This window comes from Streptococcus oralis ATCC 49296 (genome assembly GCF_000185265.1).
Lineage (GTDB): Bacteria > Bacillota > Bacilli > Lactobacillales > Streptococcaceae > Streptococcus > Streptococcus oralis_BC.
Genome location: NZ_GL622183.1, coordinates 1,345,504 through 1,369,821, shown reverse-complemented (window position 1 = coordinate 1,369,821; position 24,318 = coordinate 1,345,504). Strand labels below are relative to the sequence as shown.

Annotated in this window: 20 protein-coding genes; 5 read left to right on the top strand and 15 right to left on the bottom strand. The window is 40.4% G+C overall.

Features of this window, described 5'->3' with window-relative positions; translation table 11 throughout:
- Positions 1 to 30 precede the first annotated feature (30 nt).
- Complete coding sequence (locus HMPREF8578_RS08840; RefSeq protein ID WP_000680571.1) at positions 31 to 714, top strand: response regulator transcription factor; 684 nt, start codon at positions 31 to 33, stop codon at positions 712 to 714.
- Positions 704 to 1,702 (top strand): sensor histidine kinase, encoded by a 999-nt coding sequence (locus HMPREF8578_RS08835; RefSeq protein WP_000682244.1) that lies wholly within the window; start codon positions 704 to 706, stop codon positions 1,700 to 1,702. Before HMPREF8578_RS08840 ends, HMPREF8578_RS08835 begins: the two co-directional genes overlap by 11 nt.
- Positions 1,703 to 1,784: 82 nt before the next feature.
- On the opposite strand, the gene ffh is transcribed toward HMPREF8578_RS08835, so the two are convergent.
- The 4 genes from ffh to HMPREF8578_RS08815 form a co-directional block, all read right to left on the bottom strand.
- Positions 1,785 to 3,356 carry a signal recognition particle protein gene (gene ffh / locus HMPREF8578_RS08830; protein ID WP_000863647.1) on the bottom strand — a complete coding sequence of 524 codons (1,572 nt, stop codon included), beginning with the start codon at positions 3,354 to 3,356 and terminating at the stop codon, positions 1,785 to 1,787.
- A gap of 11 nt (positions 3,357 to 3,367) precedes the next feature.
- Positions 3,368 to 3,700, bottom strand: coding sequence for a putative DNA-binding protein (locus HMPREF8578_RS08825; protein ID WP_000402066.1), 333 nt, complete (start codon positions 3,698 to 3,700; stop codon positions 3,368 to 3,370).
- A 140-nt stretch (positions 3,701 to 3,840) separates the two neighbouring features.
- The gene (gene tuf / locus HMPREF8578_RS08820; RefSeq protein WP_001040720.1) at positions 3,841 to 5,037 is read right to left on the bottom strand and encodes an elongation factor Tu; all 1,197 of its coding nucleotides are present in this window, start codon (positions 5,035 to 5,037) and stop codon (positions 3,841 to 3,843) included.
- A gap of 234 nt (positions 5,038 to 5,271) precedes the next feature.
- On the bottom strand, positions 5,272 to 6,381 hold the full coding sequence (locus HMPREF8578_RS08815; protein ID WP_000489827.1) for an AI-2E family transporter: 1,110 nt from the start codon (positions 6,379 to 6,381) through the stop codon (positions 5,272 to 5,274).
- 104 nt (positions 6,382 to 6,485) lie between these two features.
- Between HMPREF8578_RS08815 and pbp3 the strand changes: the two genes are divergently transcribed.
- The gene (gene pbp3 / locus HMPREF8578_RS08810; protein WP_000720629.1) at positions 6,486 to 7,727 is read left to right on the top strand and encodes a D-alanyl-D-alanine carboxypeptidase PBP3; all 1,242 of its coding nucleotides are present in this window, start codon (positions 6,486 to 6,488) and stop codon (positions 7,725 to 7,727) included.
- Between the two features lie 29 nt (positions 7,728 to 7,756).
- Here the strand turns inward: pbp3 and sdbB are convergent, their stop codons facing one another.
- The 9 genes from sdbB to HMPREF8578_RS08765 all read right to left on the bottom strand — a co-directional run bounded on the left by sdbB (position 7,757) and on the right by HMPREF8578_RS08765 (position 19,045).
- Entirely contained in the window at positions 7,757 to 8,302 is a 546-nt protein-coding gene (sdbB, locus tag HMPREF8578_RS08805; protein WP_000755593.1) for a thiol-disulfide oxidoreductase-associated lipoprotein SdbB, read from the bottom strand.
- A 12-nt stretch (positions 8,303 to 8,314) separates the two neighbouring features.
- Complete coding sequence (gene ccdA2 / locus HMPREF8578_RS08800) at positions 8,315 to 9,022, bottom strand: thiol-disulfide oxidoreductase-associated membrane protein CcdA2 (RefSeq protein WP_000443815.1); 708 nt, start codon at positions 9,020 to 9,022, stop codon at positions 8,315 to 8,317.
- A gap of 127 nt (positions 9,023 to 9,149) precedes the next feature.
- Positions 9,150 to 10,010, bottom strand: coding sequence for a methionyl aminopeptidase (locus HMPREF8578_RS08795; RefSeq protein WP_000631559.1), 861 nt, complete (start codon positions 10,008 to 10,010; stop codon positions 9,150 to 9,152).
- A 15-nt stretch (positions 10,011 to 10,025) separates the two neighbouring features.
- Positions 10,026 to 11,303, bottom strand: coding sequence for a CBS-HotDog domain-containing transcription factor SpxR (spxR, locus tag HMPREF8578_RS08790; RefSeq protein ID WP_000033809.1), 1,278 nt, complete (start codon positions 11,301 to 11,303; stop codon positions 10,026 to 10,028).
- Positions 11,296 to 11,847: a GNAT family N-acetyltransferase gene (locus HMPREF8578_RS08785; RefSeq protein WP_001028745.1), complete on the bottom strand. Its 552-nt coding sequence runs from the start codon at positions 11,845 to 11,847 to the stop codon at positions 11,296 to 11,298. The genes spxR and HMPREF8578_RS08785 overlap by 8 nt, the downstream gene beginning before the upstream one ends.
- A 15-nt stretch (positions 11,848 to 11,862) precedes the next feature.
- Positions 11,863 to 13,122 carry a UDP-N-acetylglucosamine 1-carboxyvinyltransferase gene (locus HMPREF8578_RS08780; RefSeq protein WP_001227109.1) on the bottom strand — a complete coding sequence of 420 codons (1,260 nt, stop codon included), beginning with the start codon at positions 13,120 to 13,122 and terminating at the stop codon, positions 11,863 to 11,865.
- A gap of 160 nt (positions 13,123 to 13,282) precedes the next feature.
- Positions 13,283 to 14,788: a pyruvate kinase gene (gene pyk, locus HMPREF8578_RS08775; protein ID WP_001042831.1), complete on the bottom strand. Its 1,506-nt coding sequence runs from the start codon at positions 14,786 to 14,788 to the stop codon at positions 13,283 to 13,285.
- Positions 14,789 to 14,854: 66 nt separating this feature from the next.
- Positions 14,855 to 15,862 carry a 6-phosphofructokinase gene (gene pfkA / locus HMPREF8578_RS08770; RefSeq protein WP_000820881.1) on the bottom strand — a complete coding sequence of 336 codons (1,008 nt, stop codon included), beginning with the start codon at positions 15,860 to 15,862 and terminating at the stop codon, positions 14,855 to 14,857.
- Positions 15,863 to 15,943: 81 nt separating this feature from the next.
- Positions 15,944 to 19,045: a DNA polymerase III subunit alpha gene (locus HMPREF8578_RS08765; RefSeq protein WP_000632658.1), complete on the bottom strand. Its 3,102-nt coding sequence runs from the start codon at positions 19,043 to 19,045 to the stop codon at positions 15,944 to 15,946.
- Between the two features lie 427 nt (positions 19,046 to 19,472).
- Between HMPREF8578_RS08765 and HMPREF8578_RS08760 the strand changes: the two genes are divergently transcribed.
- Together HMPREF8578_RS08760 and HMPREF8578_RS08755 are read left to right on the top strand one after the other, a co-directional pair.
- Positions 19,473 to 21,755, top strand: a complete 2,283-nt coding sequence (locus HMPREF8578_RS08760) for a Xaa-Pro dipeptidyl-peptidase (RefSeq protein WP_001212021.1) — start codon at positions 19,473 to 19,475, stop codon at positions 21,753 to 21,755.
- Between the two features lie 519 nt (positions 21,756 to 22,274).
- Complete coding sequence (locus HMPREF8578_RS08755; RefSeq protein ID WP_001043018.1) at positions 22,275 to 22,745, top strand: arginine repressor; 471 nt, start codon at positions 22,275 to 22,277, stop codon at positions 22,743 to 22,745.
- 35 nt (positions 22,746 to 22,780) lie between these two features.
- On the opposite strand, the gene HMPREF8578_RS08750 is transcribed toward HMPREF8578_RS08755, so the two are convergent.
- Together HMPREF8578_RS08750 and obgE are read right to left on the bottom strand one after the other, a co-directional pair.
- Positions 22,781 to 22,945, bottom strand: a complete 165-nt coding sequence (locus tag HMPREF8578_RS08750; RefSeq protein ID WP_000502578.1) for a hypothetical protein — start codon at positions 22,943 to 22,945, stop codon at positions 22,781 to 22,783.
- A 9-nt stretch (positions 22,946 to 22,954) separates the two neighbouring features.
- The gene (gene obgE / locus HMPREF8578_RS08745; protein ID WP_002893207.1) at positions 22,955 to 24,265 is read right to left on the bottom strand and encodes a GTPase ObgE; all 1,311 of its coding nucleotides are present in this window, start codon (positions 24,263 to 24,265) and stop codon (positions 22,955 to 22,957) included.
- Between the last annotated feature and the right edge of the window lie 53 nt (positions 24,266 to 24,318).

Genomic DNA, 24,318 nt, shown 5'->3' with positions numbered 1-24,318 from the left:
TAAAATAAATTAGGAAAAGGAGGAACCGGTATGAAGCATATTCTGGTTATTGAAGATGAAGCCTTGATTCGAGATGAAATTGTTATTTTGTTAGAGAAAACGGGTTATCAAGTTGATAAGTTGACTGACTTCAAAGATACAAGCCAGCAAGTACTGCAATACGATACGGATTTAATCATACTGGATTTGAATTTGCCGGGAGAAACAGGTTTTCAAATTTGTAAAAATCTCAAGTCCAAACGCTCTGTGCCCATATTGGTTCTCACCTCCCGTGAACAACTAAAAGATGAGATTTACGCCCTGAAATTAGGGGCAGATGAGTATCTAACAAAGCCTTTCAAGAAAGAAAGATTTTTGGCACGTATAGAAAATATCTTGAAACGCTATGAAGGCAGACGAAATCTACTTGAAAAAGATAATTTTCTGCTGGATAGACAGACCTATACCCTTTATATCAATGGACACTCGATTTTACTCCCCCAAAATCAAGGGAAATTGTTAGAAACCTTATTGGTTACTAATGCTCCTGTCATCACAAAAGAAGAACTAAGTATGAAACTGTGGAATACAACTGAGTTCATCGATGAAAATGCCCTACAAGTAAACATTGCAAGGCTAAAAAAGGTGATGAAACAGGCTGGCATTGCCCTTCAAGTCAAGTCCGTCAGAGGTATTGGTTACAAGCTTGAAGAGGTAAGTCCAGATGAAACATAATCTAAAATATCTAGCTAGTTATCTGCCTTGGTTACTTGTTCTCTTAGCATTTGATCTATTTACAGCTGTCCTGCTTTGGCTTTCAGATGTGAGAATGTTTCAAGCCCTCATCCTTCTCTATATTTTAGCCACCGTCCTGCTTTTTTTCATCCTATCATTCTTACTTATAAGAACAGAAAGAAAAAAATCATCTGCCTATAAAGCTTTCATAGCCAATCCCAAGACGGATACTGAGCTTGAATTATTGCATTTATCAAGTGCCTCAGAAAAAGAAAGCATTGAAAAAATAGCAGATACACTTTATCAAAAGCAGGCTGAAATAGGAAAACTCAACTCATTACTAGCCGAGTATGAGGACTATGTTGAAAAATGGGCGCATGAGATTAAACTCCCTCTGTCGCTTCTTTCCCTCCTTTTGGACAATCAAAGCGGCCAGTTGCCTGAGGATACAGCTTTTAAGTTGGACTATGTGAAAAAGCAAATCCAAGAAAATGTATCACAGATCCTATTCTACTACAGGGTGAAAAGTGAGAAAAATGATTTTCTATTTGAATACCTTGACCTAGAAGAGTGTATCCAAGATCTTTTGGAAAACTTTGATCCCTTGCTCAAAGAAAAGAAATTTACGATTAAGGTAGAAAACATACAAGGAATCTGCTACACCGATCAACGCAGTTTTGAATTTATCCTCTCTCAAATCCTAGCCAACTCCATTAAATATAGCTCCGACAAGCCCGAACTCAATATTTATATATCAAAAGACAAGGGACGTACAAGTCTGATTATTAGGGATAATGGCTGCGGAGTTAAAGCTTGCGACCTCCCTCATATCTTTGAAAAAGGATTTACAGGTGATTCAGGAGAGACAAGGAAAAAATCAACAGGCATGGGCCTCTATCTGGTCAAACAATTAGCAGATGCTTTAAAAATCGAAATCACAGTAAAATCCGAATGGATGCAAGGCTTTGAAATCTCTCTTTGTATTTAGTCATTTTTCAATTAAGAAAATTGCCTAATCATAGGAAGCACATATTTTATACCAAAAAGGAAAGCACTTCTGCTTCCCTTTTTTATTTGCGTTTTTTCTTCGCTTTTTTCATTTTGTTGGCCATGCGTTTCATAGACTGTTTCATAGCAAATTCACCGATTTTACCTTTGAGTCCGCCACCAAACATCTGGATCATATCTGGCATGCCTGCTCCTCCGAGACCTGACATATCCGGCATTCCACCTTGTCCCATCATGCCTTCAAGGGCAGACATATCCATCCCTCCCATATTTGGCATATTTTTTGGAAGGTTATTGGGATTGATTCCCATTTGTTTCATCATCTTGTTCATATCCCCAGACATGACACCCTGCATGAGCTGTTTAGCCTGGTTAAAGTCCTTGATGAATTTATTGACTTCAACAAAGGTATTTCCAGAACCTGCAGCAATACGACGTCGACGACTTGGATTTAACAAATCGGGATTTTCACGCTCCTCAGGTGTCATGGAAGATACAATGGCACGTTTGCGCGCAATTTGGCGCTCATCCACCTTCATATTTTGAAGGGCAGGGTTGTTAGCCATACCTGGAATCATCTTGAGCAAGTCTTCCATTGGCCCCATGTTTTGCACCTGATCCAATTGATCAATGAAATCATTGAAATCAAAGGTATTTTCACGCATCTTCTCAGCCATTTCAAGGGCTTTTTGCTCATCGTATTCCTGAGAAGCTTTCTCAATCAAGGTCAGCATATCCCCCATACCAAGGATACGGCTTGACATACGATCTGGGTGGAAGGTTTCGATATCTGTTATCTTTTCACCCGTACCAGTGAACTTGATAGGTTTTCCAGTGATGTGACGAACAGACAAAGCTGCACCACCACGAGTATCCCCATCAATCTTGGTAAGAATAACCCCAGTCACTTCTAACTGAGCATTAAATTCACGAGCAACATTGGCCGCTTCCTGACCAATCATGGCATCAATGACGAGCAGGATTTCATTTGGCTGAGCCAGTGCTTTAACATCACGAAGCTCATTCATCAAAAGCTCATCAATCTGCAAACGCCCTGCCGTATCGATCAAGACATAGTCGTTGTGATTGGCTTGCGCTTGCTCCAAACCTTGGCGAACAATTTCAACAGCAGGCACTTTTGTTCCAAGTGCAAAGACAGGAACATCGATTTGTTGTCCAAGTGTTTTCAGCTGATCGATGGCTGCTGGACGATAAATATCTGCCGCAATCATCAAAGGACGTGCATTTTCTTCCTTCTTGAGTTTATTAGCCAGCTTACCAGCAAATGTTGTTTTACCGGCCCCTTGCAAACCGACCATCATGATAATGGTTGGAATTTTTGGTGACTTGATAATTTCTGCCGTATCAGAACCTAAAACAGCTGTCAATTCCTCATCAACGATTTTGATAATCTGTTGGGCTGGATTGAGGGTATCAATGACCTCGTGTCCAACTGCACGTTCTCGAACTTTCTTGATAAAGTCCTTCACAACAGGCAAAGCAACGTCAGCTTCCAGCAAGGCCAAACGAATCTCTTTGGTTGCTTCTTGGACATCAGTCTCAGAAATTTTTCCTTTTTTACGTAGATTTTTAAAGACGTTCTGTAAACGTTCTGTTAAACTTTCAAATGCCATTTTTCTTCCTCTTATTCTCTATTATCAATGCTTGTTAAAATTTCTATCTGCTCCTGCAGAAAGTCATCCTTGGGATAACGCTCTAAGATCTGGTCAAAAATCTGACTACGGACAATGTAGTCCGAATACATGTGCAGTTTCATCTCATAATCTTCTAGAATCTTTTCTGTCCGCTTGATATTGTCATAAACAGCCTGACGACTGACACCGAACTCTTCAGCAATCTCAGCAAGACTGTAATCATCAGCATAATAGAGTTCAATATAGTTCATCTGCTTGTCTGTCAAAAGCGCCGCATAAAATTCAAAAAGGGCGTTCATACGATTGGTTTTTTCGATTTCCATAACTTTTATTATACCAAAAAAACGATTATACTGCTAGAGTAGAAGCACTTCAAATAGAGTAAGAAGAAAAAAGAACCTTGCAAGGCAAGATTCTTTTAGTGTCTGACTTAAATAATTGTTCTTCTGGGAACTTAATCGAATTAAGCTTCGATTTCTGTAACCATACCTGAACCAACAGTACGTCCACCCTCACGGATAGAGAATGTAGTACCTTGTTCTACGGCGATTGGGTGGATCAACTCAACGTCGATAGTCACGTTATCACCAGGCATTACCATTTCAGTACCTGCAGGAAGTTCGATTGAACCTGTAACGTCAGTAGTACGGAAGTAGAATTGTGGACGGTAGTTGTTGAAGAATGGAGTGTGACGTCCACCTTCTTCTTTAGTAAGGATGTAGACTTCACCTTTAAATTTAGTGTGTGGGTTGATTGAACCTGGTTTAGCGATAACTTGTCCACGTTCGATTTCGTCACGTTGAACACCACGAAGAAGGACACCTACGTTATCTCCAGCAAGACCTTCGTCAAGTTGTTTACGGAACATTTCAACACCAGTAACAACTGCTTTTTGAGTTTCTTCTTTGATACCAACGATTTCGATTTCGTCGTTGACACGAACAGTACCACGGTCGATACGTCCTGAAGCAACTGTACCACGTCCAGTGATTGAGAATACGTCTTCGACTGGAAGAAGCAATGGTTTTTCAGTGTCACGTTCTGGTTCTGGGATGTACTCGTCAACAGTGTTCATCAATTCCATGATGATGTCTTCGTATTTAGAGTCACCTTCAAGAGCTTTAAGAGCTGAACCTTGGATAACTGGAAGGTCGTCACCTGGGAAGTCGTATTCTGACAAGAGGTCACGGATTTCCATTTCAACCAATTCAAGCAATTCTTCGTCGTCTACCAAGTCAATTTTGTTCATGAAGACGATAAGGTGTTTAACACCAACCTGACGTGAAAGAAGGATGTGCTCACGAGTTTGTGGCATTGGTCCGTCAGTTGAAGCTACTACAAGGATAGCTCCGTCCATTTGAGCGGCACCAGTGATCATGTTTTTAACGTAGTCCGCGTGTCCTGGAGCGTCGATGTGAGCGTAGTGACGTTTTTCAGTTTCGTACTCAACGTGCGCAGTGTTGATAGTGATACCGCGTTCGCGTTCTTCTGGAGCAGCATCGATAGACGCATAGTCTTTAGGTTGGTTAACTGCTGAAGGCAAGCGACGTGCCAATACAGTTGTGATAGCTGCAGTCAAAGTAGTTTTACCGTGGTCAACGTGTCCGATAGTACCAATGTTAACGTGTGGTTTACTACGATCGTATTTTTCTTTTGCCATTTGAGTAAAAGCCTCCAATAAAATATATTTTATAGATAGACAGTAGGCAATACAGTCTAACTTTCCTTACTATTTTATCAAATTTCTGCTAAATTGCAAGTGTTTTACACATATTTTGTGAATTAATCTAAATCTTATCAAATCCTGTTCTTCTGCTTCTTTGTGGCAATATGAATTCAAACTTATTTTGTTTGGAGATAGTATTTTCATCAAAAAAATCAGGTTTCCCTGATTTTAATTTGATTCTGTTTTTTCCAGTTCCTTAGCTTCTTTATGGTTTTCATATAATTTCGCTAGGAACTTAGTAATTTCTTTAAAAATGGAGTAAGTAGGTACTGCTACGACCATTCCTATGACACCGTAGATATTACTTGACAGTAAGAGGAGCACTAAGATCGTAATCGGATGTACTTTCATAACTCCTCCAACGATACGTGGATAGAGAACATTCCCATCAATCTGTTGAATAATAAGCATATAAGCAACCGCAATCAACATACGATGAGGATCCGTGAACACATTGGCAATCACCATTGGAATCAAGCCAATACTTGGACCAACATAAGGAATCAAATTTGCGATTCCAGAGAAAATAGCAAAAACTAGGGCGTACTTTAATCCGATAACGCTATAGCCAATATAGGCTAAACATCCAATAATAACCGCATCAATCGCAATTCCACTGATATAGCGCGCTATGGTTGTATTGAGATTGGTTAAAAGGCTAGAAAGATTCAATTTGTCATGTTTTAAGACGGTACGTTCCAACATTGGTAGCAACTTATGACCATCCAACAAGAAATAAATCAAGAATACAGGGGTCATAATGAGAATCAGAACTGTACTAAACAAGGCTGAAAGAACGCTTCCTAAACTATTGCTAACGCTGTTAAGGATATTTTGGAGAATATCGACATAGGATAGATTTAACTGTTGAATGGTTTTTTGAATATCAATATTTTGGAAGACTGGATTCATGGACAAATCGATGATCAAATCTTGTAGTCTACTATAGATATTTTGACTAGAAATAATCAAGCTGGTCAACTGATTAATCAAAATCGGCAAGAGATAAACGACCCCCACAACGATAGCACCAATCAAGGCACAAAGAGTGACCAAGACACCAATTAGACGATTGATCTTACATCTCTTTTCTAAGAAAGTAACGACTGGATTTGTAATGTAGTAAAAAAATCCACCAAGCAAAAATGGAATCATGATGGTATTCACAACCGTCACAAAGGGAGTAATAATGGCTCCCATTTCTCTCCAAAGATAGAAAATCAGTGTTAATAATAAAATTTCAGCTGTCCAAAAAAATAATTTGTTTCTACGGAACATAGGTATCCTCCTTCTCTCTATTTTACCATATTTCTGAAAAAGATAAGATGGCTTTAGTAAAAAAGCGAGAATATTTTTTTTCTTTATGATAAAATAAAGCTAATATGAAAAAAATAATTTTATCTTTTATGACACTTTTTGTTTTTGGAACAGCTTCTACTGTTTCTGCTCAGGAGTTTGATGTTGCTGCTAAACATGCCATTGCTGTCGAGGCTACAACTGGAAAAATCCTCTATGAAAAAGATGCAAATCAGCCTGTAGAAATTGCTTCTATTACAAAACTAGTTACAGTTTATCTGGTCTATGAAGCTCTGGATCAAGGAACTATCAGCCTATCTACACCTGTTGATATTTCGGACTATCCTTACAAACTTACAACTAATTCTGAGGCGAGTAACGTCCCTATGGAAGCTCGAAATTATACTGTTGAACAACTATTAGAGGCTACAATGGTATCCAGTGCAAACAGCGCTGCCATTGCACTAGCAGAAAAGATTGCTGGTTCTGAGAAAGACTTCGTAGACAAGATGAGGGCTAAACTTCTTGAATGGGGAATTCAAGATGCAACTATTGTAAACACAACTGGTTTAAATAATGAGACCCTTGGCGATAATATCTATCCTGGTTCTAAAAAAGACGATGAAAACAAGTTGAGTGCCTACGATGTTGCAATCGTCGCTCGTAACCTCATCCGAGATTATCCTCAAGTTTTGGAAATTACAAAAAAACCAACTTCTACCTTTGCAGGACTTGAAATCCACTCAACCAACTATATGTTGGAGGGAATGCCTGCCTATCGTGGTGGTATTGATGGACTAAAGACAGGTACTACTGATAAAGCTGGTGCTTCATTCGTTGGAACGACTGTCGAGAAAGGGATGCGTATTATTACGGTTGTTTTGAATGCAGATCAACAAGATACCAACCCTTATGCACGTTTTACTGCAACTTCTGCACTTTTAGATTATATTTCTGCAAACTTTGCCTTAAAAACTGTCGTTCAGAAAGGTGAAGCATACAACGATAGTAAAGTAACAGTTCTTGATGGTAAGGAAGATAGTGTGATAGCTGTCGCTAAGTCAGACATTTCCATCGTCCAACGCATCGGAAGCGGTACTACACCAGTTCTCCAATTCACACCGAAATCAACATCAGAAATGGCTCCACTAGAAGAAGGAAAGGTTGTTGGTACTCTGACCTATGATGATCAGGATTTGGTCGGCCAGGGCTATCTCACTTCCGACAAACCATCTTTTGAAATGGTTTCTGAAAAGAAAGTAGAAAAAGCCTTCTTTTTGAAGGTTTGGTGGAATCAATTTATCCGCTTTATCAATGAAAAACTATAAAAAAATCGCGAATAATCGCGATTTTTTCTTTATTTCATTTCTTTAAAAGCCGCTTCTGCATCAGCGTTGCTAATAGCACCAAATTGGATTTTTCCGATTTTACCTTGACTGTCAATCAAGTATTCCGTTGGAATACTACGAATTTGGTAGGCTTGGAAGGTAGTTGCTTGGGTATCATATAGAACTGGAATATCCTTGTAACCTTGTTCTTGGTACCATTTTGGAAAGTCTTGAACTGTTTTTTCACCTTGTAGACCAGGTGCAATGACACTCAAGATTTCAAAGTCTCGATCTTGTTTGGAAGCTAATTCCATCAGCTCAGGCATGCTTTTTTTGCATGGTCCACACCAAGAAGCCCAGAATTTTAAATAGACCTTTTTCCCTTTATAGTCTGATAACTTGACTTCTTTGCCATCCATAGACTGCAAGGTAAAGTCTGGCGCATCCTTACCGACTGCGATTTGTTGTACAGCAGGTTGTTTTGGACTGCTTGTCTGTTTGGTTTCTTTTTCACCACAAGCAATCAACAAGAATAGAGACATGAGGCTCAATCCAGCAAAAATAACTTTTTTCATTTTCTTCTCCTTTTATCCAAGAATTCCTGACAAGGCATTTAACTGCCCTAGCATTAATAATAATCCCATCAAAATAATCAAAGCTCCCCCGATTTTCTTTAGTAGAATCATATGGGGTTTTAATTTACTAAAATAGGGCATAATCCAGCCCGAAGCCAAGGCCAAAACAATGAAAGGAAGGGCCATTCCCAATGTATATACTAATGTTAACACAGCTCCTTGCCAAGCACCATTGCCTCCTGAAGCTGCAAGAGCCAAGACTGAACTTAAGACTGGTCCGATACAAGGGGTCCAACCAAAACTAAAGGTTATCCCAAGCAAGAAGGCTGACAGATAGTGATTCGACTGTGATTTTTTGAAGGTGACTGTCTTTTGAACTTCCAGTTTATTGAAATGCAAGATTTCCATCTGGTGAAGCCCTAAAAGAATAATGACTATTCCCATAGCATAACGAAACCAGTCTGCATAGAGCATGTGCCCTAGGAATCCAGCTCCAAATCCTAAAATAAAGAAAATGAGGGAGATTCCAGCAATAAAGCACAAGGTTCGAATTAAACCTGACCATGCAACGTCTCTTCCAAAAAAGCGAAAGCTTTTCGAATTTCCCTGATTATCCAGTAAAATACCAGCATAGACAGGTAGCAAAGGAAAGATGCAGGGTGAAAAGAAGGACAGGATACCTGCTAAAAAAACGGATACTAGAAATATAATCGACTCCAACGAATTACCTACTTTCTCAAAATTCTAATCCTATTTTACTACAAAAGAATAAATTTGTAAGAAGTCCGCTACGCTTATTTATTTTGATAAAATTTGACATAAAAAAAGGAGCTATGCCCCTTTCGTTTTAATACGTTCCTTCTTCACCTTGACTTGTCAAGATAACAGGACCGTCTTTTGTAATCACAAACTGGTGTTCATATTGACAAGATAGGCTGCCATCGATGGTTTTATGAGCCCAGCCAGTTTTCATATCTGTATCAATTTCCCAATCCCCAGTATTGATCATGGGTTCAATAGTCAACACCATTCCTTCACGGAGACGGAGACCACGACCTGCAACACCGTAGTTAGGGACCATTGGCTCCTCGTGCATAGTTGGACCAACTCCGTGACCAACCAAATCACGCACTACACCATAACCACGACTTTCAGCGTATTCTTGAATGGCCGCACCGATATCGCCAATACGGTTTCCAACGACTGCTTGCTCAATCCCTACATACATAGCTTTCTTGGTCACGTCCATCAAGTTCTTCACTTCTTCAGACGGTGTACCGACCGCATAAGCCCAACATGAGTCAGCTAAACCGCCAGTATAACTTTGGGTGTATTTTTTCATTTGCTCAACATTGTTGAAGTTGAGTTTAGATACATTGAGGTCAGATTTGGCAATCGGACCACCCAGTACCATATCAACCTTGAGCAAGTCACCATCTTTCAAGATGTAATGACGTGGAAAAGCGTGAGCTACTTCGTCGTTGAGAGAGCAACAAGTGGCATAGGGGTAATCCATGACTGCACCATCTACTCCAATCTGTAGAGGAAGGAAATTTTCCTCTTTACAACGGCGACGAACATATTCTTCTACTTCCCACATATCTACGCCTGGCTTAATCAAATCACGTAAGCCAATATGGATACTTGCTAGGAAATCACCAGCCTTGTCCATGGCTTCGATTTCACGTGCTGATTTTAAAGTTATCATTTTTTCTCCTAGATTCTAATTAATTTTAACCGTAACATTTGCTTTTGAAACAATCTGATGACCATGATAAATATCATAATCAATAATAGCTGAACGTCTCGTGTGGTGAATAATCCGAGCCTGAATCCGCAGAGTATCATCTATCTGCACAGCCTGCAAGAAATAAATCAACATCTGCTCAATGATAAGATTGCGCCCGCTATTGACAACGAGGTCTTGGGTCATATGGTTGAGGATTTCAGCCAAGACTCCATTAGCAAGGACACCATTTTTCTCCAGCATGAAGGGCTCAACAGTAATAACGACTTCATCATGATGATAAGAGAGTTTTTGCCCGATTTGCTCTGAAAAAGTCGGTAAAGCAGAAACTTGAGAACGGCTCATCTTTTCCATGACATCTCGTCGTGTTACGACACCGAGTAGGGTTTGGTTGCTTCTGACAACGGGAACCATCTCAAAGTCTTCTGCAATCATTCGTTGACTGACATTGGCAATATTGGTCGCTAAACCTGTTACGAAGATACTTCTTGTCATCACCTTGTCAATCGTCGTGCTGGGAGACTTGTCTCCTGCGTCACGCATGGTAACAACCCCAACAACCACTTGGTGTTGGTTAATGACTGGGAAACGACTACTTCTGTTCTTACGGACCAAGTCTAGATAATCTTTGACCGTATCCGTTTCTCTCAAAAAACCATACTCATGACTGGGACGATAGAGCTTTTCGACTGTCAGAATATCGGTTTTGATTTGAACATTTGAGAGGGCTTTGTTAATCATGGTCGCTACTGTAAAAGTATCATGTTTACTCCTCAGAACTGGAATCCCTTTTTTATTAGCCAACTCAAGAACATCGTCCTGCACATGAAAACCACCCGTAACGAGGACTGCATTTTCATTTTCCAAGGCTAAAAGTTGAATACGAGTACGGTCACCTACAATCAAAAGACCGCCATCATGGAGATAGGACAGGATATTTTGCTCTGTCATAGCCCCAATGGAGAATTTACTAAACTCTCTCTCAAGCCCTTCCTGACCAGCTAAAACTTCAGAGGAGGTGACTTCAGCAATTTCAGCATAGGTTAGTCTCTCAATAGCCACTTTCTGGGACTTGACTCGTATGGTTCCACTACGTGGCCGAGTTTCAACGATGCCACGATTTTCAGCTTCTTTGATAGCTCGGTAGGCTGTTCCGTCACTAACACCTAGGTGATTGGAAATACTGCGAACACTAACTCTCTTTCCAATTGGCAACTCTTCCAGATAGGACAAAATTTCCTGGTGTTTACTCATTGAATTCTCCTTTTATGTATCGAAATTCAAGATAGTCCCTCATTTTTCGTGTATAGCGATCGCTCCCCTTAAACTGTCGTACGAGGCTAAAGCCCGATTTTAAGGCTACTTTTTGACTAGCTTGATTCTCCAAATGAGTGATGATGGATAATTGTTTTAAACCAAATTCTTCAAAGGAAAGCTGACAAAGCTTTGTAACCACTTCTGTCATAAAACCTTGTGACCAAGAATCCTTTTTTAAAAAGTAACCAATTTCTGCTTCTTTTTTGATTTCATCGATTTTTTCAAATTTAATGGAGCCAATCATTTCCTGATTTCCTTGGAGACAAATTGCCCAAACACCCAGAGGATTCTTCATAAAATAGTTAGCAAGGGCGTACTGACTTTCTTCCAAACTTGCTTGACTGGGAAAAATAAACTGTAAATTCTCAGGGTTTGAAGCAATCTCGAAAAACGCTTGACTGTCACTAAAAAAGAAAGGACGCAAATACAAGCGCTCCGTTTCAAAAAAAGAAAACATTGCTAATTTGGTCCAAATATTCATAATCACCTCAACGGCTTAGTCTTCAACGAGTGTAATATCCGCTCCAAGACTACGCAATTTTTCAATAATATCTGAGTAGCCACGAAGGATAAACTCAATATTCGTAATTTCAGTCTGACCTTGAGCCATCAAACCAGCGATGACAAGTGCAGCACCAGCTCGCAAGTCTGTAGCTTTTACACTTGCCCCGTGTAACTTACGACCACCGTTGTAAATAATGTGATCGTTTGTAGTCGTAATATCCGCATCCATTTTTGCTAACTCAAAGACATGATTGACACGTTTCTCATAAATCGTATCAATAATCGTTCCACGACCTTGGGCAGTTAGTAAAAGTGGCGTGATAGGCTGTTGCAAATCGGTTGCGAACCCTGGATAGGGAGCTGTTTTGATATTGATGGCCTTCAAATCAGACTGTTCTTCAACGAAGATACTGTCTTCTGAGACCGTCATACGAACGCCCATTTCCTCTAGTTTGGCGATAAAGCCTTCTAAATGTTCATAGAGAACGTTGTTAATGCGAATTCCTTTTCCTACCGCCGCAGCAAGTGAAATATAGGTTCCAGCTTCGATACGGTCTGGGATTACTTGGTGACGAGTTCCATGAAGTTTCTCGACACCATCAATAATGATAATATCAGTCCCTGCACCACGAATATGGGCCCCCATGTTGTTCAAAAGGGTAGCAACATCGATAATTTCTGGTTCACGAGCCGCATTTTCAATGACAGTGCGTCCCTTAGCTTTAACCGCAGCAATCATGGTGTTAATCGTTGCTCCAACGCTGACGGTATCCATGTAAATACTTGCGCCATGAAGTCCCTTACCTTGGGCAGATAAATTCATATTATCTCCCTCATAGCTGACCTTAGCACCCATGGCTTCAAATGCTTTTAAGTGAAGGTCAATCGGACGAGGTCCCAGATCACATCCACCAGGAAGTCCAACTGTAGCTTCACCAAAGCGACCTAAAAGACTTCCGTAGAAATAATAAGAAGCACGCAAGCTATTAATCTTGCCATAAGGCATAGGAATGTTCTGAACACCTCTTGGATCAATCTCCAAGACATCCTCATAACGCTTAACAGTCGCCCCCATAATTTCCATGATTTCGACAAGACTAGCAACGTCTGAAATATCTGGAACACAATCTAAAGTGACAATATCATCTGATAAGATAATAGCTGGAATAAGCGCTACAACACTATTTTTAGCACCACTAATGGTGATCTCACCTTGCAATGGACGTCCACCATTGATGACAATTTTTCTCATGTTTTACTCTTTCAAAATTTACTAAAAAGGTCTTTTCATTCTATTATACCATAATTTTCAGTTTTTTCCCATTCCTATTTACTAAATACCATCTCATTTTGATAAAAAAAGACCTATCACTCAAGCTTTTCAGCCTGAAATGATAGGTTTTTGTGTTAGATTAACGTACTGTACGGATACGCATTGTGTTTGTACGAACAGCTTCTCCAAGTGGCACACCTGCAACGATAACGATATCGTCACCAGATTCTACCAAACCTTGCTCAACTGCAATTCTTTCAGCGAGATCAAACATATCATCAGTGTTTGATGGGCGATCAGTTGTTACTGGGATAACTCCCCAGTTAAGCATCAAACCACGCTGAGTCAATTCATCGAAAGTGATTGCCAAGATATCAGCATCTGGACGGTATTTAGAAATCAAACGAGCAGTGTGACCTGTCTTAGTAAGAGTAACCACCAACTTGATATTCATAGAGTTTGTCGCATCCTTAACAGCTGAAGCCATAACCTCAGTCTTAGAATTACGTGACAAGTTAACAGACGACAAGCGACCGTATTCTTTTAAAAGAGTTTGAGCGTTCTTGTCAATTGTAGCCATTGTTGTTACTGACTCAAGTGGGTATTTACCATTTGCAGATTCACCTGAAAGCATTGTAGCGTCGGTTCCGTCGATAACAGCGTTAAACACGTCTGATACTTCTGAACGCGTTGCACGTGGTTTTTCAGTCATAGTTTCAAGCATGTTTGTTGCTGTGATAGCGACTTTACCAGCTGCATTTACTTTTGTGATAATCATTTTTTGGTAAACTGGAACCATTTCGAATGGTACTTCGATACCCATGTCACCACGGGCGATCATGATACCATCAGCTACTTCAAGGATTTCATCCAAGTTATCGATACCTTGTTGGTTTTCGATTTTCGCAAACAATTGAACGTGACCATTACCAGTTTCTTCACAGATTGCACGAACTTCTTCAACGTCTTTTGCAGTACGTACAAATGAAATAGCGATGAAGTTGATACCTTGTTCCAAACCGAAACGGATATCATCGTTATCACGTTCAGCAAGAGCTGGGAAAGGAATTTTAGTGTTAGGGATGTTTACACCTTTTTGCTTAGCAATGATACCGTCATTTTCAACGACTACTTCAAATTCACGAGTTGCATCGTCTTTTGCGAATACACGAAGACCAAGTTTACCATCGTCAACCAAAACTTGGTGACCAACTTCAACATCATCGTAGATGTCAAGGGCACCAGCAACGTTCAAAGCAATCACATCACGAGTTGATTTGATACCTTGTTTAGTTGCAACACGGATTTTTTCACCAGTTTTGTATGAGTACTCTTTAGCTTCACCTTCGAACAATTCTGTACGGATTTCAGGTCCTTTAGTATCAAGAAGGAAACCAACTTTTTTACCTGCAAGTTTTTCAGCAAGTTTAACAGTTGCCATACGCTCACCTTGTTCTTGGTGGTCACCGTGTGAGAAGTTGAAACGGAAAGTGTTTGCTCCTGCTTCAATCAATTTAGCAATATTTTGAGCTGAAGCTTCAACGTCAAGTTTTTCACCCCAGTATCCGTCTTCACCGAATTTTTTACCACCACGGATTTCAACCGCAGGACCTAAAGTTGCAACGATTTTTACACGTTTGTTCATGATTTTTGTGACTCCTTTATATAATTCGACCTTTTATGGTCATGTTACCAAATTAATGAAAGTTGATTAGGACAAGCTCTTGTTCAAATCAGAAAGTTCAAGATCAGCTTTATGAGGGTTGTTAACAACGATCTTGCCATCAGCTGTTAAGCTAAACAAAGCTCCTTCTTCTGCTGTTCCAAGAATTGGATTCTCAACCATTTTCTCGTTACGGATACCAACAGCGACACCACCGATTCCTTGTTTAAGAAGTTTAACAGCGTGTGCCCCCATGCGTGATGCCAAGACACGGTCACGCGCAGTTGGTGATCCACCACGTTGGATGTGACCAAGTTCTGTTACACGAAGGTCACTAGTGTCTCCTGCTTCTTTTAGTTTTTGACCAAATTCAGCTGCTGACATAACTCCCTCAGCCAAAACGATAATGTTGTGTTTTTTACCGTGCTCATAACCAGCTTTGATACTAGCTACGATATCTTCCATCTTGAAGCCTTCTTCAGGGATGATAATTTCATCAGCACCAGTTGCGATACCAGCCCAAAGAGCGATATCACCAGCGTTACGTCCCATTACTTCAACAACGAAAGTACGACGGTGACTTGATGATGTATCACGAATCTTATCAATCGCATCCATTGCAGTCGTAACTGCAGTATCAAATCCGATTGTAAAGTCAGTACCTACGATATCGTTATCGATTGTACCTGGAAGTCCAATAGCAGGGAATCCATGCTCAGTCAAGCGCATAGCTCCATGATAAGAACCATCACCACCGATAACTACGACTCCTTCGATACCGTGTTTTTTCAATTGCTCAATCCCTTTAAGTTGGCCTTCAAGCTGTGCAAACTCAGGGTAACGAGCAGAGTGAAGGAAAGTACCACCACGTGAAATGATGTCTCCCACAGAAGCAGCATCAAGTGGATAAATTTCACCGGCAACCATACCTGCGTATCCATCATAGATACCAAAAACTTCCATTCCTTCTGAGATTGCTTGGCGAACTACTGCACGGATGGCAGCATTCATACCAGGGGCGTCTCCACCACTGGTCAAAACAGCAATACGTTTCATTTGGTTTATGCTCCTTTTTCTTTTAACATTCTTACTGATTATACCACATTTAAATCGAAAATTCTTCTATTTTCCGTATTTTTAGCGATAAATCGTTTTCATAGCAATTACCTCTAATTTTTCCTCTAGAGCAGAATCTTTTCTTACAAAATGTTTTGTAGAAACAACCGTTTTTCCTTCCTCTTCATACCTGATAATGACAGGGATTGGGCCTTTGTATTGTTCTAGGATATTTGAAATCTCTTTATCATTTTCATGATTTTTAACTTGAATCCAGAATCGTTCCGCCACTGCTTCTTTCAAATCTTGTGCAATCATTTGCAGACGACCATCTCGAGATTGAACTTTGCCATTGATGTAGTAAAATTTCCCTTCGGATAAATTGGAAGCAAATTTTCTATATTGGTCTGAAAATACAGTTACATCCATCCGAGACTTACTATCATGAACCTGTAGAAAAGCCATACTCTCGCCTTTCTTGGTTCGAATCACTTTAATCTTTTGCACTTCAACTAGGAGAGTGGCTTGAGCTCCCTCGGTTAGATTAGTGATTGGAGTGGTCGGATATAGGGCTTGTTTGGCAAGAGTTTGGAGAGGATGGGGACTGATACCTACCCCAATCAGTTCCTGCTCTTTGTAAAATTTCTCTGCCTCAGTAAAATCATCAGCTTCAGTCCAACTATAATTTGTATCCGCAAAGAGTCCACCTAACTCCTCAACAAAGACAAATAAGTTTGGTAGGTTCACTAAGATTTTCTGGCGATTCTTGTCAAATTCATCAAAAAGTCCTAGTTCAACCAAAGGCGTCAAAAGCGACAATTTCTTGTAATTCTTGGGAAGACGTGTGACAAAATCTTCAATGCTTGAGAAAGGACGATTTTCAATAATCCAGTAAGACAAATCTCTTGGCATTCCCTTAATGGCTTTTAGACCAAGATGGATTTTCTTCTGAGCAATTTTATCATGATAGGGAATGCTGTTGATTGCTAAGGGAGCTACTTCAAAGCCCATCTGCAATGCATCTACAATGTAATCACTGCTAGAATAGTTCAACATAACTTGAAAGAAAATAGCAGGATAGTGTGTCTTGAAATAAGCTAGTTGGAATGCCAGTGCTGAGTAGGCATAAGCGTGGGATCGGTTAAATCCATAGCCTGCAAACTTTTCCATCACTGCAAAAACTTGGTTGGCCTTTTCTTCTGTATGCCCCAATTTCATAGCTCCTGTGATAAAATCTTCCTTCATCAGATGCATCTCTTTGGCATTTTTCTTACCCATGGCACGTCTGAGAATGTCGGCTTTACCAAGACTGAATCCTCCAAAGCGTTGAGCTACCTGCATGACCTGCTCTTGATAGAGCATAATACCGTAGGTTGATGAAAGGATGTCTTCTAAGGCAGGGTCTAACACCGTCACCTTTTCTTTACCATGCTTACGAGCGACAAAATTATCAATATAATCACTTGCCCCCGGTCTATTGAGGGATGTCGTTGCTACTACCTCTTCAAAGACTTGCGGCTGAACTCGTTTCAAGAGCCGAATGGCGCCAGGTTGTTCAAATTGGAAAATCCCCTTGGTATTTCCAGCAGCAAAGAGGGCCAGAGTTTCTTTGTCTTCCAAATCAATCTCTTCGATTTTCAGATGAACACCTTCTGACTCAGCCAATAATTCCTGCATTTTTTGGACAAAAGTTAGGTTACGCAGACCTAGGAAATCCATTTTTAGAAGTCCATTGGCTTCAACACCATGAGCATCATACTGGGTGATCAGCATATCCTCACCGTATTTGAGTGGGATATAGTCTGTCAGGTCTTGGTCACTCATAACGACTCCAGCTGCATGGATAGAAGTCTGACGAGGATACCCTTCAATCTTTCGAGCGATCTCAAAAGCTTTTTGATATTCCATTTTGCTATTGATGACCTGCCTAAACTGTAGATTCTTTTCATAGGCTGTCGTTAGCGTATCTCGAAAACTGATTTTTTTCGTAATATTGGTTAATTCGTACTCAGGGACACCATAACGTTTGAAAACATCACGAATTGCCTGTTTTGCTCCAAAGGTCGAATAAGTGACAATCTGTGCCACATGTTGACTGCCATAGCGATCACGAACATAGCGAATGAACTCTGGTCTATAGAGGTCAGGAATGTCGATATCGATATCGGGCATGGTGTAGCGCTCACGATTTAAAAAGCGCTCGAAAATCAAGTTCTTTTCAACCGGATCAATCCCTGTGATATCAAGTGAGTAAGCCACCAGACTACCAACCGCAGAACCACGCCCCATTCCCATATAGTATCCTTGGGAACGTCCAAAACGGAGCAAATCCCAAACAACTAGGAAATAGTCATCAAAGCCCATATCATGAATCACAGCTAACTCCTCATTTAGTCGCTCATGATAAATAGCTGAGGCCAACCCCTTGTCACTCAAGCCTTGCTCAGCCCTCTCTCGAAGTTCTTCTACTGCTGGTCTTTCAGGATTAAAGCGAGGGAGTTTTAAACTTGTGTCGATTTGATAGCTTACATTCTCTATCAGACCTTGGAGATTGGCAAGTGCCTGAGGGAAGCGATTTTTAAACCGTGCTTCCAAGTCTGAGGCAGGTAAAAAAATCCCCTGTTGTGAATGTAGATCCACATCTCTCAGACTGACATTGTCCTTGACTGCTGACAAGATTTGTAAAACCTGTAGGTCTTCTTTTTCAAAAGAGTTGACTTGATAGAGTGGAAGAATGGGTCTGGTAAATACTTCTTGAGGAGTATCTGGACTAACACCGATAAAATAATCAACCCCCAAATCCAGCTGTTCGACCCCATTAAAATAGGGAACAATAATAGCCACATCTTCGAGGTGGGAGGTGAAGTCAGACCAATTTTTCCGTCCAGTCATTTTTAAAGTGGATAACTTCATCAACTCTTGATAACCTTTAGTGGATAGGGCTAGAAAACGTAGAGAGAGATTCTCCTCATCTTTGACCAAGGTCATTTCTAGACCGACTAAAGGTTGAATGCAATGCTTACGAGTCGCTTCTAGAAAATGATAGGCTCCATAGAGATTATCCACATCCATGATAGCAAGGTGAGAATAGCCGTATTCTTTAGCCATTTGTACATATTTTTCAATCGAAACCACACTTTCCATAAAACTATAAACAGTCTTGGTGTCGAGCTGTGTAATCATTTCTTCTCCTCCTTGCTTTCGTTTTACCACTATTATACCATTTTAAGCTGGATATTGAAGCAACTCTGCACTTTCTTTTCAATATCATCAGTTACAAACTTCTTCTCTTCTTAGTGTTAAATTCTTCTCTATTCATTCTCTATTAAAAGGAAGAAAATAAATAAAAAATTAATATTATATGATAGTTTTAAATGTAAATTTAGATATATTTATACCAAACAAAGTATAATAAAGATAGGAGCTATATGCAATTTTACATATAAAAATCTCTAGAAAAGGCTTATTCCTATGGTATTTATTCAGCATTTTATAATAACTTACCAAATTGATATGCTGGTTTAAGAAATTTATTTCATTTAAGTTTATTTATTCCATTTTTCCCTCTTTTTTGATATAATAAATTTAGTTGTTTTCAAAGGAGAGAAACATGCGTTTTAATCAATTCAGCTACCAACCAACCACTAGTTCTCAACGATTTGAGGAATTAGAAGGTCTTGGTCTAAAGCTGTCACCCCAACTGTCCTTAAAAAGACAGTTTGAAGACTTCATTCGTTGGAGTTTTTTCACTTATTCTAACACGGATTATTCCTTGTCGACTTTGGCTGCGGATAAAGAAACAGATTTAGTAACCTTTTTCCAGTCAGACCGTGAGTTAACTGCGGAGATTTTCTACACAGTAGTTTTTCAACTTTTAGGATTTAGCTATCTTGTTGACTTTGAAGATTCCGAACAGTTTCGTAAAGAAACTGGTTTTCCTATTGTTTATGGAGATCTCATTGAAAATCTTTATCAGTTACTCAATACGCGAACGAAAAAAGGAAATACGCTCATCGATCAGCTTGTTAGTGATGGACTCATTTCAGAAGACAATCACTACCACTACTTTAATGGTAAGAGCTTGGCAACCTTCTCTACTCACAATGTCATTCGTGAAGTCGTATATGTCGAGAGCCGTGTGGATACTGATAAAGACGGACTCCCTGACTTAGTCAAGGTCAGCATTATTCGCCCGCGTTATGATGGACAGATTCCTTCAGTCATGACTGCCAGCCCTTACCACCAAGGGACCAACGACAAAGCCAGTGACAAGGCTCTCTATAAAATGGAGGGAGAGCTTGAGGTCAAACCGCCCCATACCATTGAACTTGAAGAACCTAAGCTGAATTTAGTCGAACCTCATGGTCAAGCAGAAGTTGTCACAGAAGCTGAAGAAAAGCTATCTCATATCAATAGCTCATATACTCTAAATGACTACTTCCTCCCACGTGGATTTGCCAATCTCTATGTATCGGGTGTTGGGACCAGGGATTCCCAAGGGCTCATGACCAATGGGGACTACCAGCAGATTGAGGCCTATAAAAATGTCATTGATTGGCTCAATGGTCGTTGCCGTGCTTTCACGGACCACACGCGCAAGCGCCAAGTCAAGGCTGACTGGTCAAACGGCAAAGTCGCAACAACAGGAATTTCCTATCTAGGTACCATGTCCAATGGTCTCGCCACCACTGGTGTTGATGGCTTGGAAGTGATCATCGCAGAAGCAGGTATTTCCTCTTGGTACAACTACTATCGGGAAAATGGTCTAGTGACCAGCCCAGGGGGCTATCCAGGTGAGGATTTTGACTCACTTGCTGAATTGACCTACTCTCGCAACCTCCAAGCCGGTGACTATATTCGTGGCAATGAAGCTCATCAAACGGACTTAGAAAAGGTTAAAGAGAAACTCGATCGCAAGACTGGTGACTACAATCAGTTTTGGCATGACCGCAACTATCTGCTCAATGCTCACAAGGTTCAAGCTGAGGTCGTCTTTACGCATGGTTCCCAGGATTGGAACGTCAAACCTCTTCATGTTTACCAGATGTTTCATGCCCTTCCTAGCCATATCAATAAGCACCTCTTTTTCCATCATGGTGCCCATGTTTATATGAATAACTGGCAGTCGATCGACTTCCGCGAGTCCATGAATGCCTTGTTAAGTAATAAATTGTTAGGACTTGACTCAGGCTATCAACTTCCGACTGTCATCTGGCAGAACAATATCGCACCGCAAAGATGGCAAGGTCTTGATAACTTTGGCAAACGGGATGAACTGCATAGCTTCTCTCTTGGAACTGAAGAAAAAGTGATTCAAAACCAGTATGATCAAAAAGATTTTGATCGTTATGGTAAGACTTACCAGACCTTCAACACCGAACTTTACCAAGGAAAAGCCAATCAGATCACCATTGACCTTCCAGTAAGTCAAGACATTCACTTAAATGGGCGAGTGGAGCTAAAACTTCGTGTCAAATCGAGTACGAACAAGGGCTTATTATCAGCCCAACTGTTAGAACTTGGACAAAAGAAATATCTGCAACCTTATCCAGCGGTTTTAAGTGCTAGAACCATTGATAATGGTCGTTACCACATGTTAGAAAATCTCTGTGAACTGCCATTCAACCCAAGTGACCAACGTGTCATCACCAAAGGCTACCTTAATCTTCAAAATCGAACCAATCTCCTGACTATTGAAGAAATCCAACCAAATGAATGGATGGACTTCAAACTAGAGCTTCAACCAACTATCTACAAACTTAAAGAAGGAGACACTCTCCGCTTGGTTCTCTACACAACAGACTTTGAGATTACAATTCGAGATAATACAGACTATCACTTGACTGTTGATTTAGCACAGTCTAATCTTATCCTACCTTGTCAAAAGGTATAATCTACCAGACTTTCAATATGGAAGTATTCAGAGGAAAAGTCAATGAATTTGACCATTGAACTTCCTATAACCAAGGCTTTCCACTTGAACAGTCGAATCAAACATAAACTTCGTATCAAATCCAGTTCGTCTGAAAGCATTTTAGAAACCCCTAGATAGAACTTGGATAAAAGATACTCCCTCTAACCAATATGTGTAACCATTTATCATACACGCTACTAGACCACATGTTGGAAATCTCTGTGAATTACATTTAGAGTGAATTCACAAAACGCCGTGACAAAAAGCTACCCAAATTGAATGATTCACTGTCATTAAAGAACATCAATGTAGATGAACGGATTGCTACCCAGTTTATCTGCACGCAACTAGTGACAAGTTAAAAGAAGGAGAATCTCTCCATCTAGTTCTTTATCCTACTGACTTTAAAATCATCATACGTGACAATACCGCCTACCACCCGACTGACATTTTCGTTCAGTCCACGCTACTGTACCTTGTAAAAGGAGTACTTACTTTATGAACAAATCAGAACACAGACACCAACTTATCCGCGCCCTCGTTTCAAAAAACAAAATCCATACACAAGCTGAATTACAAGCCTTATTAGCGGAAAATGATATCCAAGTTACTCAGGCTACCTTATCACGCGATATCAAAACCATGAACCTTTCAAAAGTGCGCGAAGAGGATAATTCTTATTATGTACTAAATACAGGGTCCATCTCCAAATGGGAAAAACGTCTTGAAAATTATATGGAAGACGCTCTTGTTATGCTGCGTCCTGTGCAACACCAGGTTATTTTGAAAACTTTACCCGGTTTAGCCCAATCATTTGGATCTGTAATTGATTCCTTGGCCTTTCCAGATATCGTTGCAACCCTTTGTGGAGACGATGTCTGCATGATTATCTGTGAAGATGCTACAAAAGCGCAAGCTTGTTTTGAGAGTCTTAAAAAATATGCGCCGCCATTTTTCTTTAGTGAATAAAACAAATCCCGTGATCAAAAGATCACGGGAACTTTTTATTTCTTTGACTGTGTTTCTTCTTTCTTTGTACGCGCCAATCGAAGAGCACGTTTAGGATTGAGACGATTAAACAATTCTTCTAGTTTCTTTTCATTCCATACATCTGCTGCAGAAACAAAATTTCCATCTGCATCTCGGAATGATATTGGTTTATCTCCCATATCAATCTCCTAGTCTACAAATTCAAACTCAAATTTACCGATGCGGACCAAGTCGCCATCTTTGGCTCCACGCCCACGAAGGGCTTCGTCAACCCCCATACCACGAAGCTGACGGGCAAACTTCATGACCGATTCGTCACGGTCAAAGTTGGTCATGTTAAAGAGTTTCATGAGTTTTTCACCAGAAAGTACCCATGTCGCATCATCATCACGACTAATCTCAAAGGCTTTTTCTTCCTCGTCAAAGCCATAGTAAGCCTCTTCTTCCATATCGGATTCATCATAAATCGGGAATTCTGGAGTCTTGTCTAACAACTCGGCTGTCGCGTCCAAAAGAGTCGCCAACCCTTGCTTGGTCAGACCAGAAATTGGGAAGATGGCTGGAAGTTCCTCAAACTCGTCGTAGTTTGCTGCCAACTTTTCCTTGAAAGTTTTAAGATTTTCCTGACTTTCAGGCATATCCATCTTGTTGGCCACAATGATCTGCGGACGTTCCATGAGACGAAGGTTATAGGATTCCAATTCCTTATTGATAGCAAGGTAATCCTCATAAGGATCACGTCCTTCGCTAGCTGACATATCGATGACATGGAGGATAACTCGTGTACGTTCAATATGACGGAGAAACTGGGTTCCAAGACCAACACCTTGACTAGCCCCTTCAATCAAACCTGGAAGGTCTGCTACTGCAAAAGATTCACCTGACTGTGTACGAACCATACCCAAATTAGGGACAATGGTCGTAAAGTGGTAAGCACCGATTTTAGGTTTAGCTGAAGTGATAACACTAAGCAAAGTTGACTTTCCAACAGATGGGAAACCGACCAAGCCAACATCCGCTAGAATCTTCAATTCCAGTTGCAACTCACGTTCTTGACCTGGTTCTCCATTCTCAGAAATTTCAGGTGCAGGATTTTTTGGAGTGGCAAAACGGATGTTTCCACGACCACCTCGACCGCCATGAGCCACGATAAATTCTTGACCATGTTCAATCAAGTCTGTAATAACTTTACCTGTTTCCGCATCACGTACAGTAGTCCCCTGCGGTACGCGAACACGAAGATCTTCTGCACCACGTCCGTGCATTCCTTTGGTCATCCCTTTTTCACCAGAATCAGCCTTGAAATGACGGTTATAGCGGAAATCCATCAAGGTACGCAAGCCTTCGTCTACCACGAAAACAACGTTACCTCCACGTCCACCATCACCACCCCAAGGACCGCCATTAGGGACATATTTTTCACGGCGAAAGGCAACCATGCCATCGCCACCATTACCAGCCTTGACCTTAATCTTGGCTGTATCTAAAAACATACTCATATTTTCTTCTCACTTTAAAAAGGCTGGGGAGAACCCAGTCATTAGTTATTGTT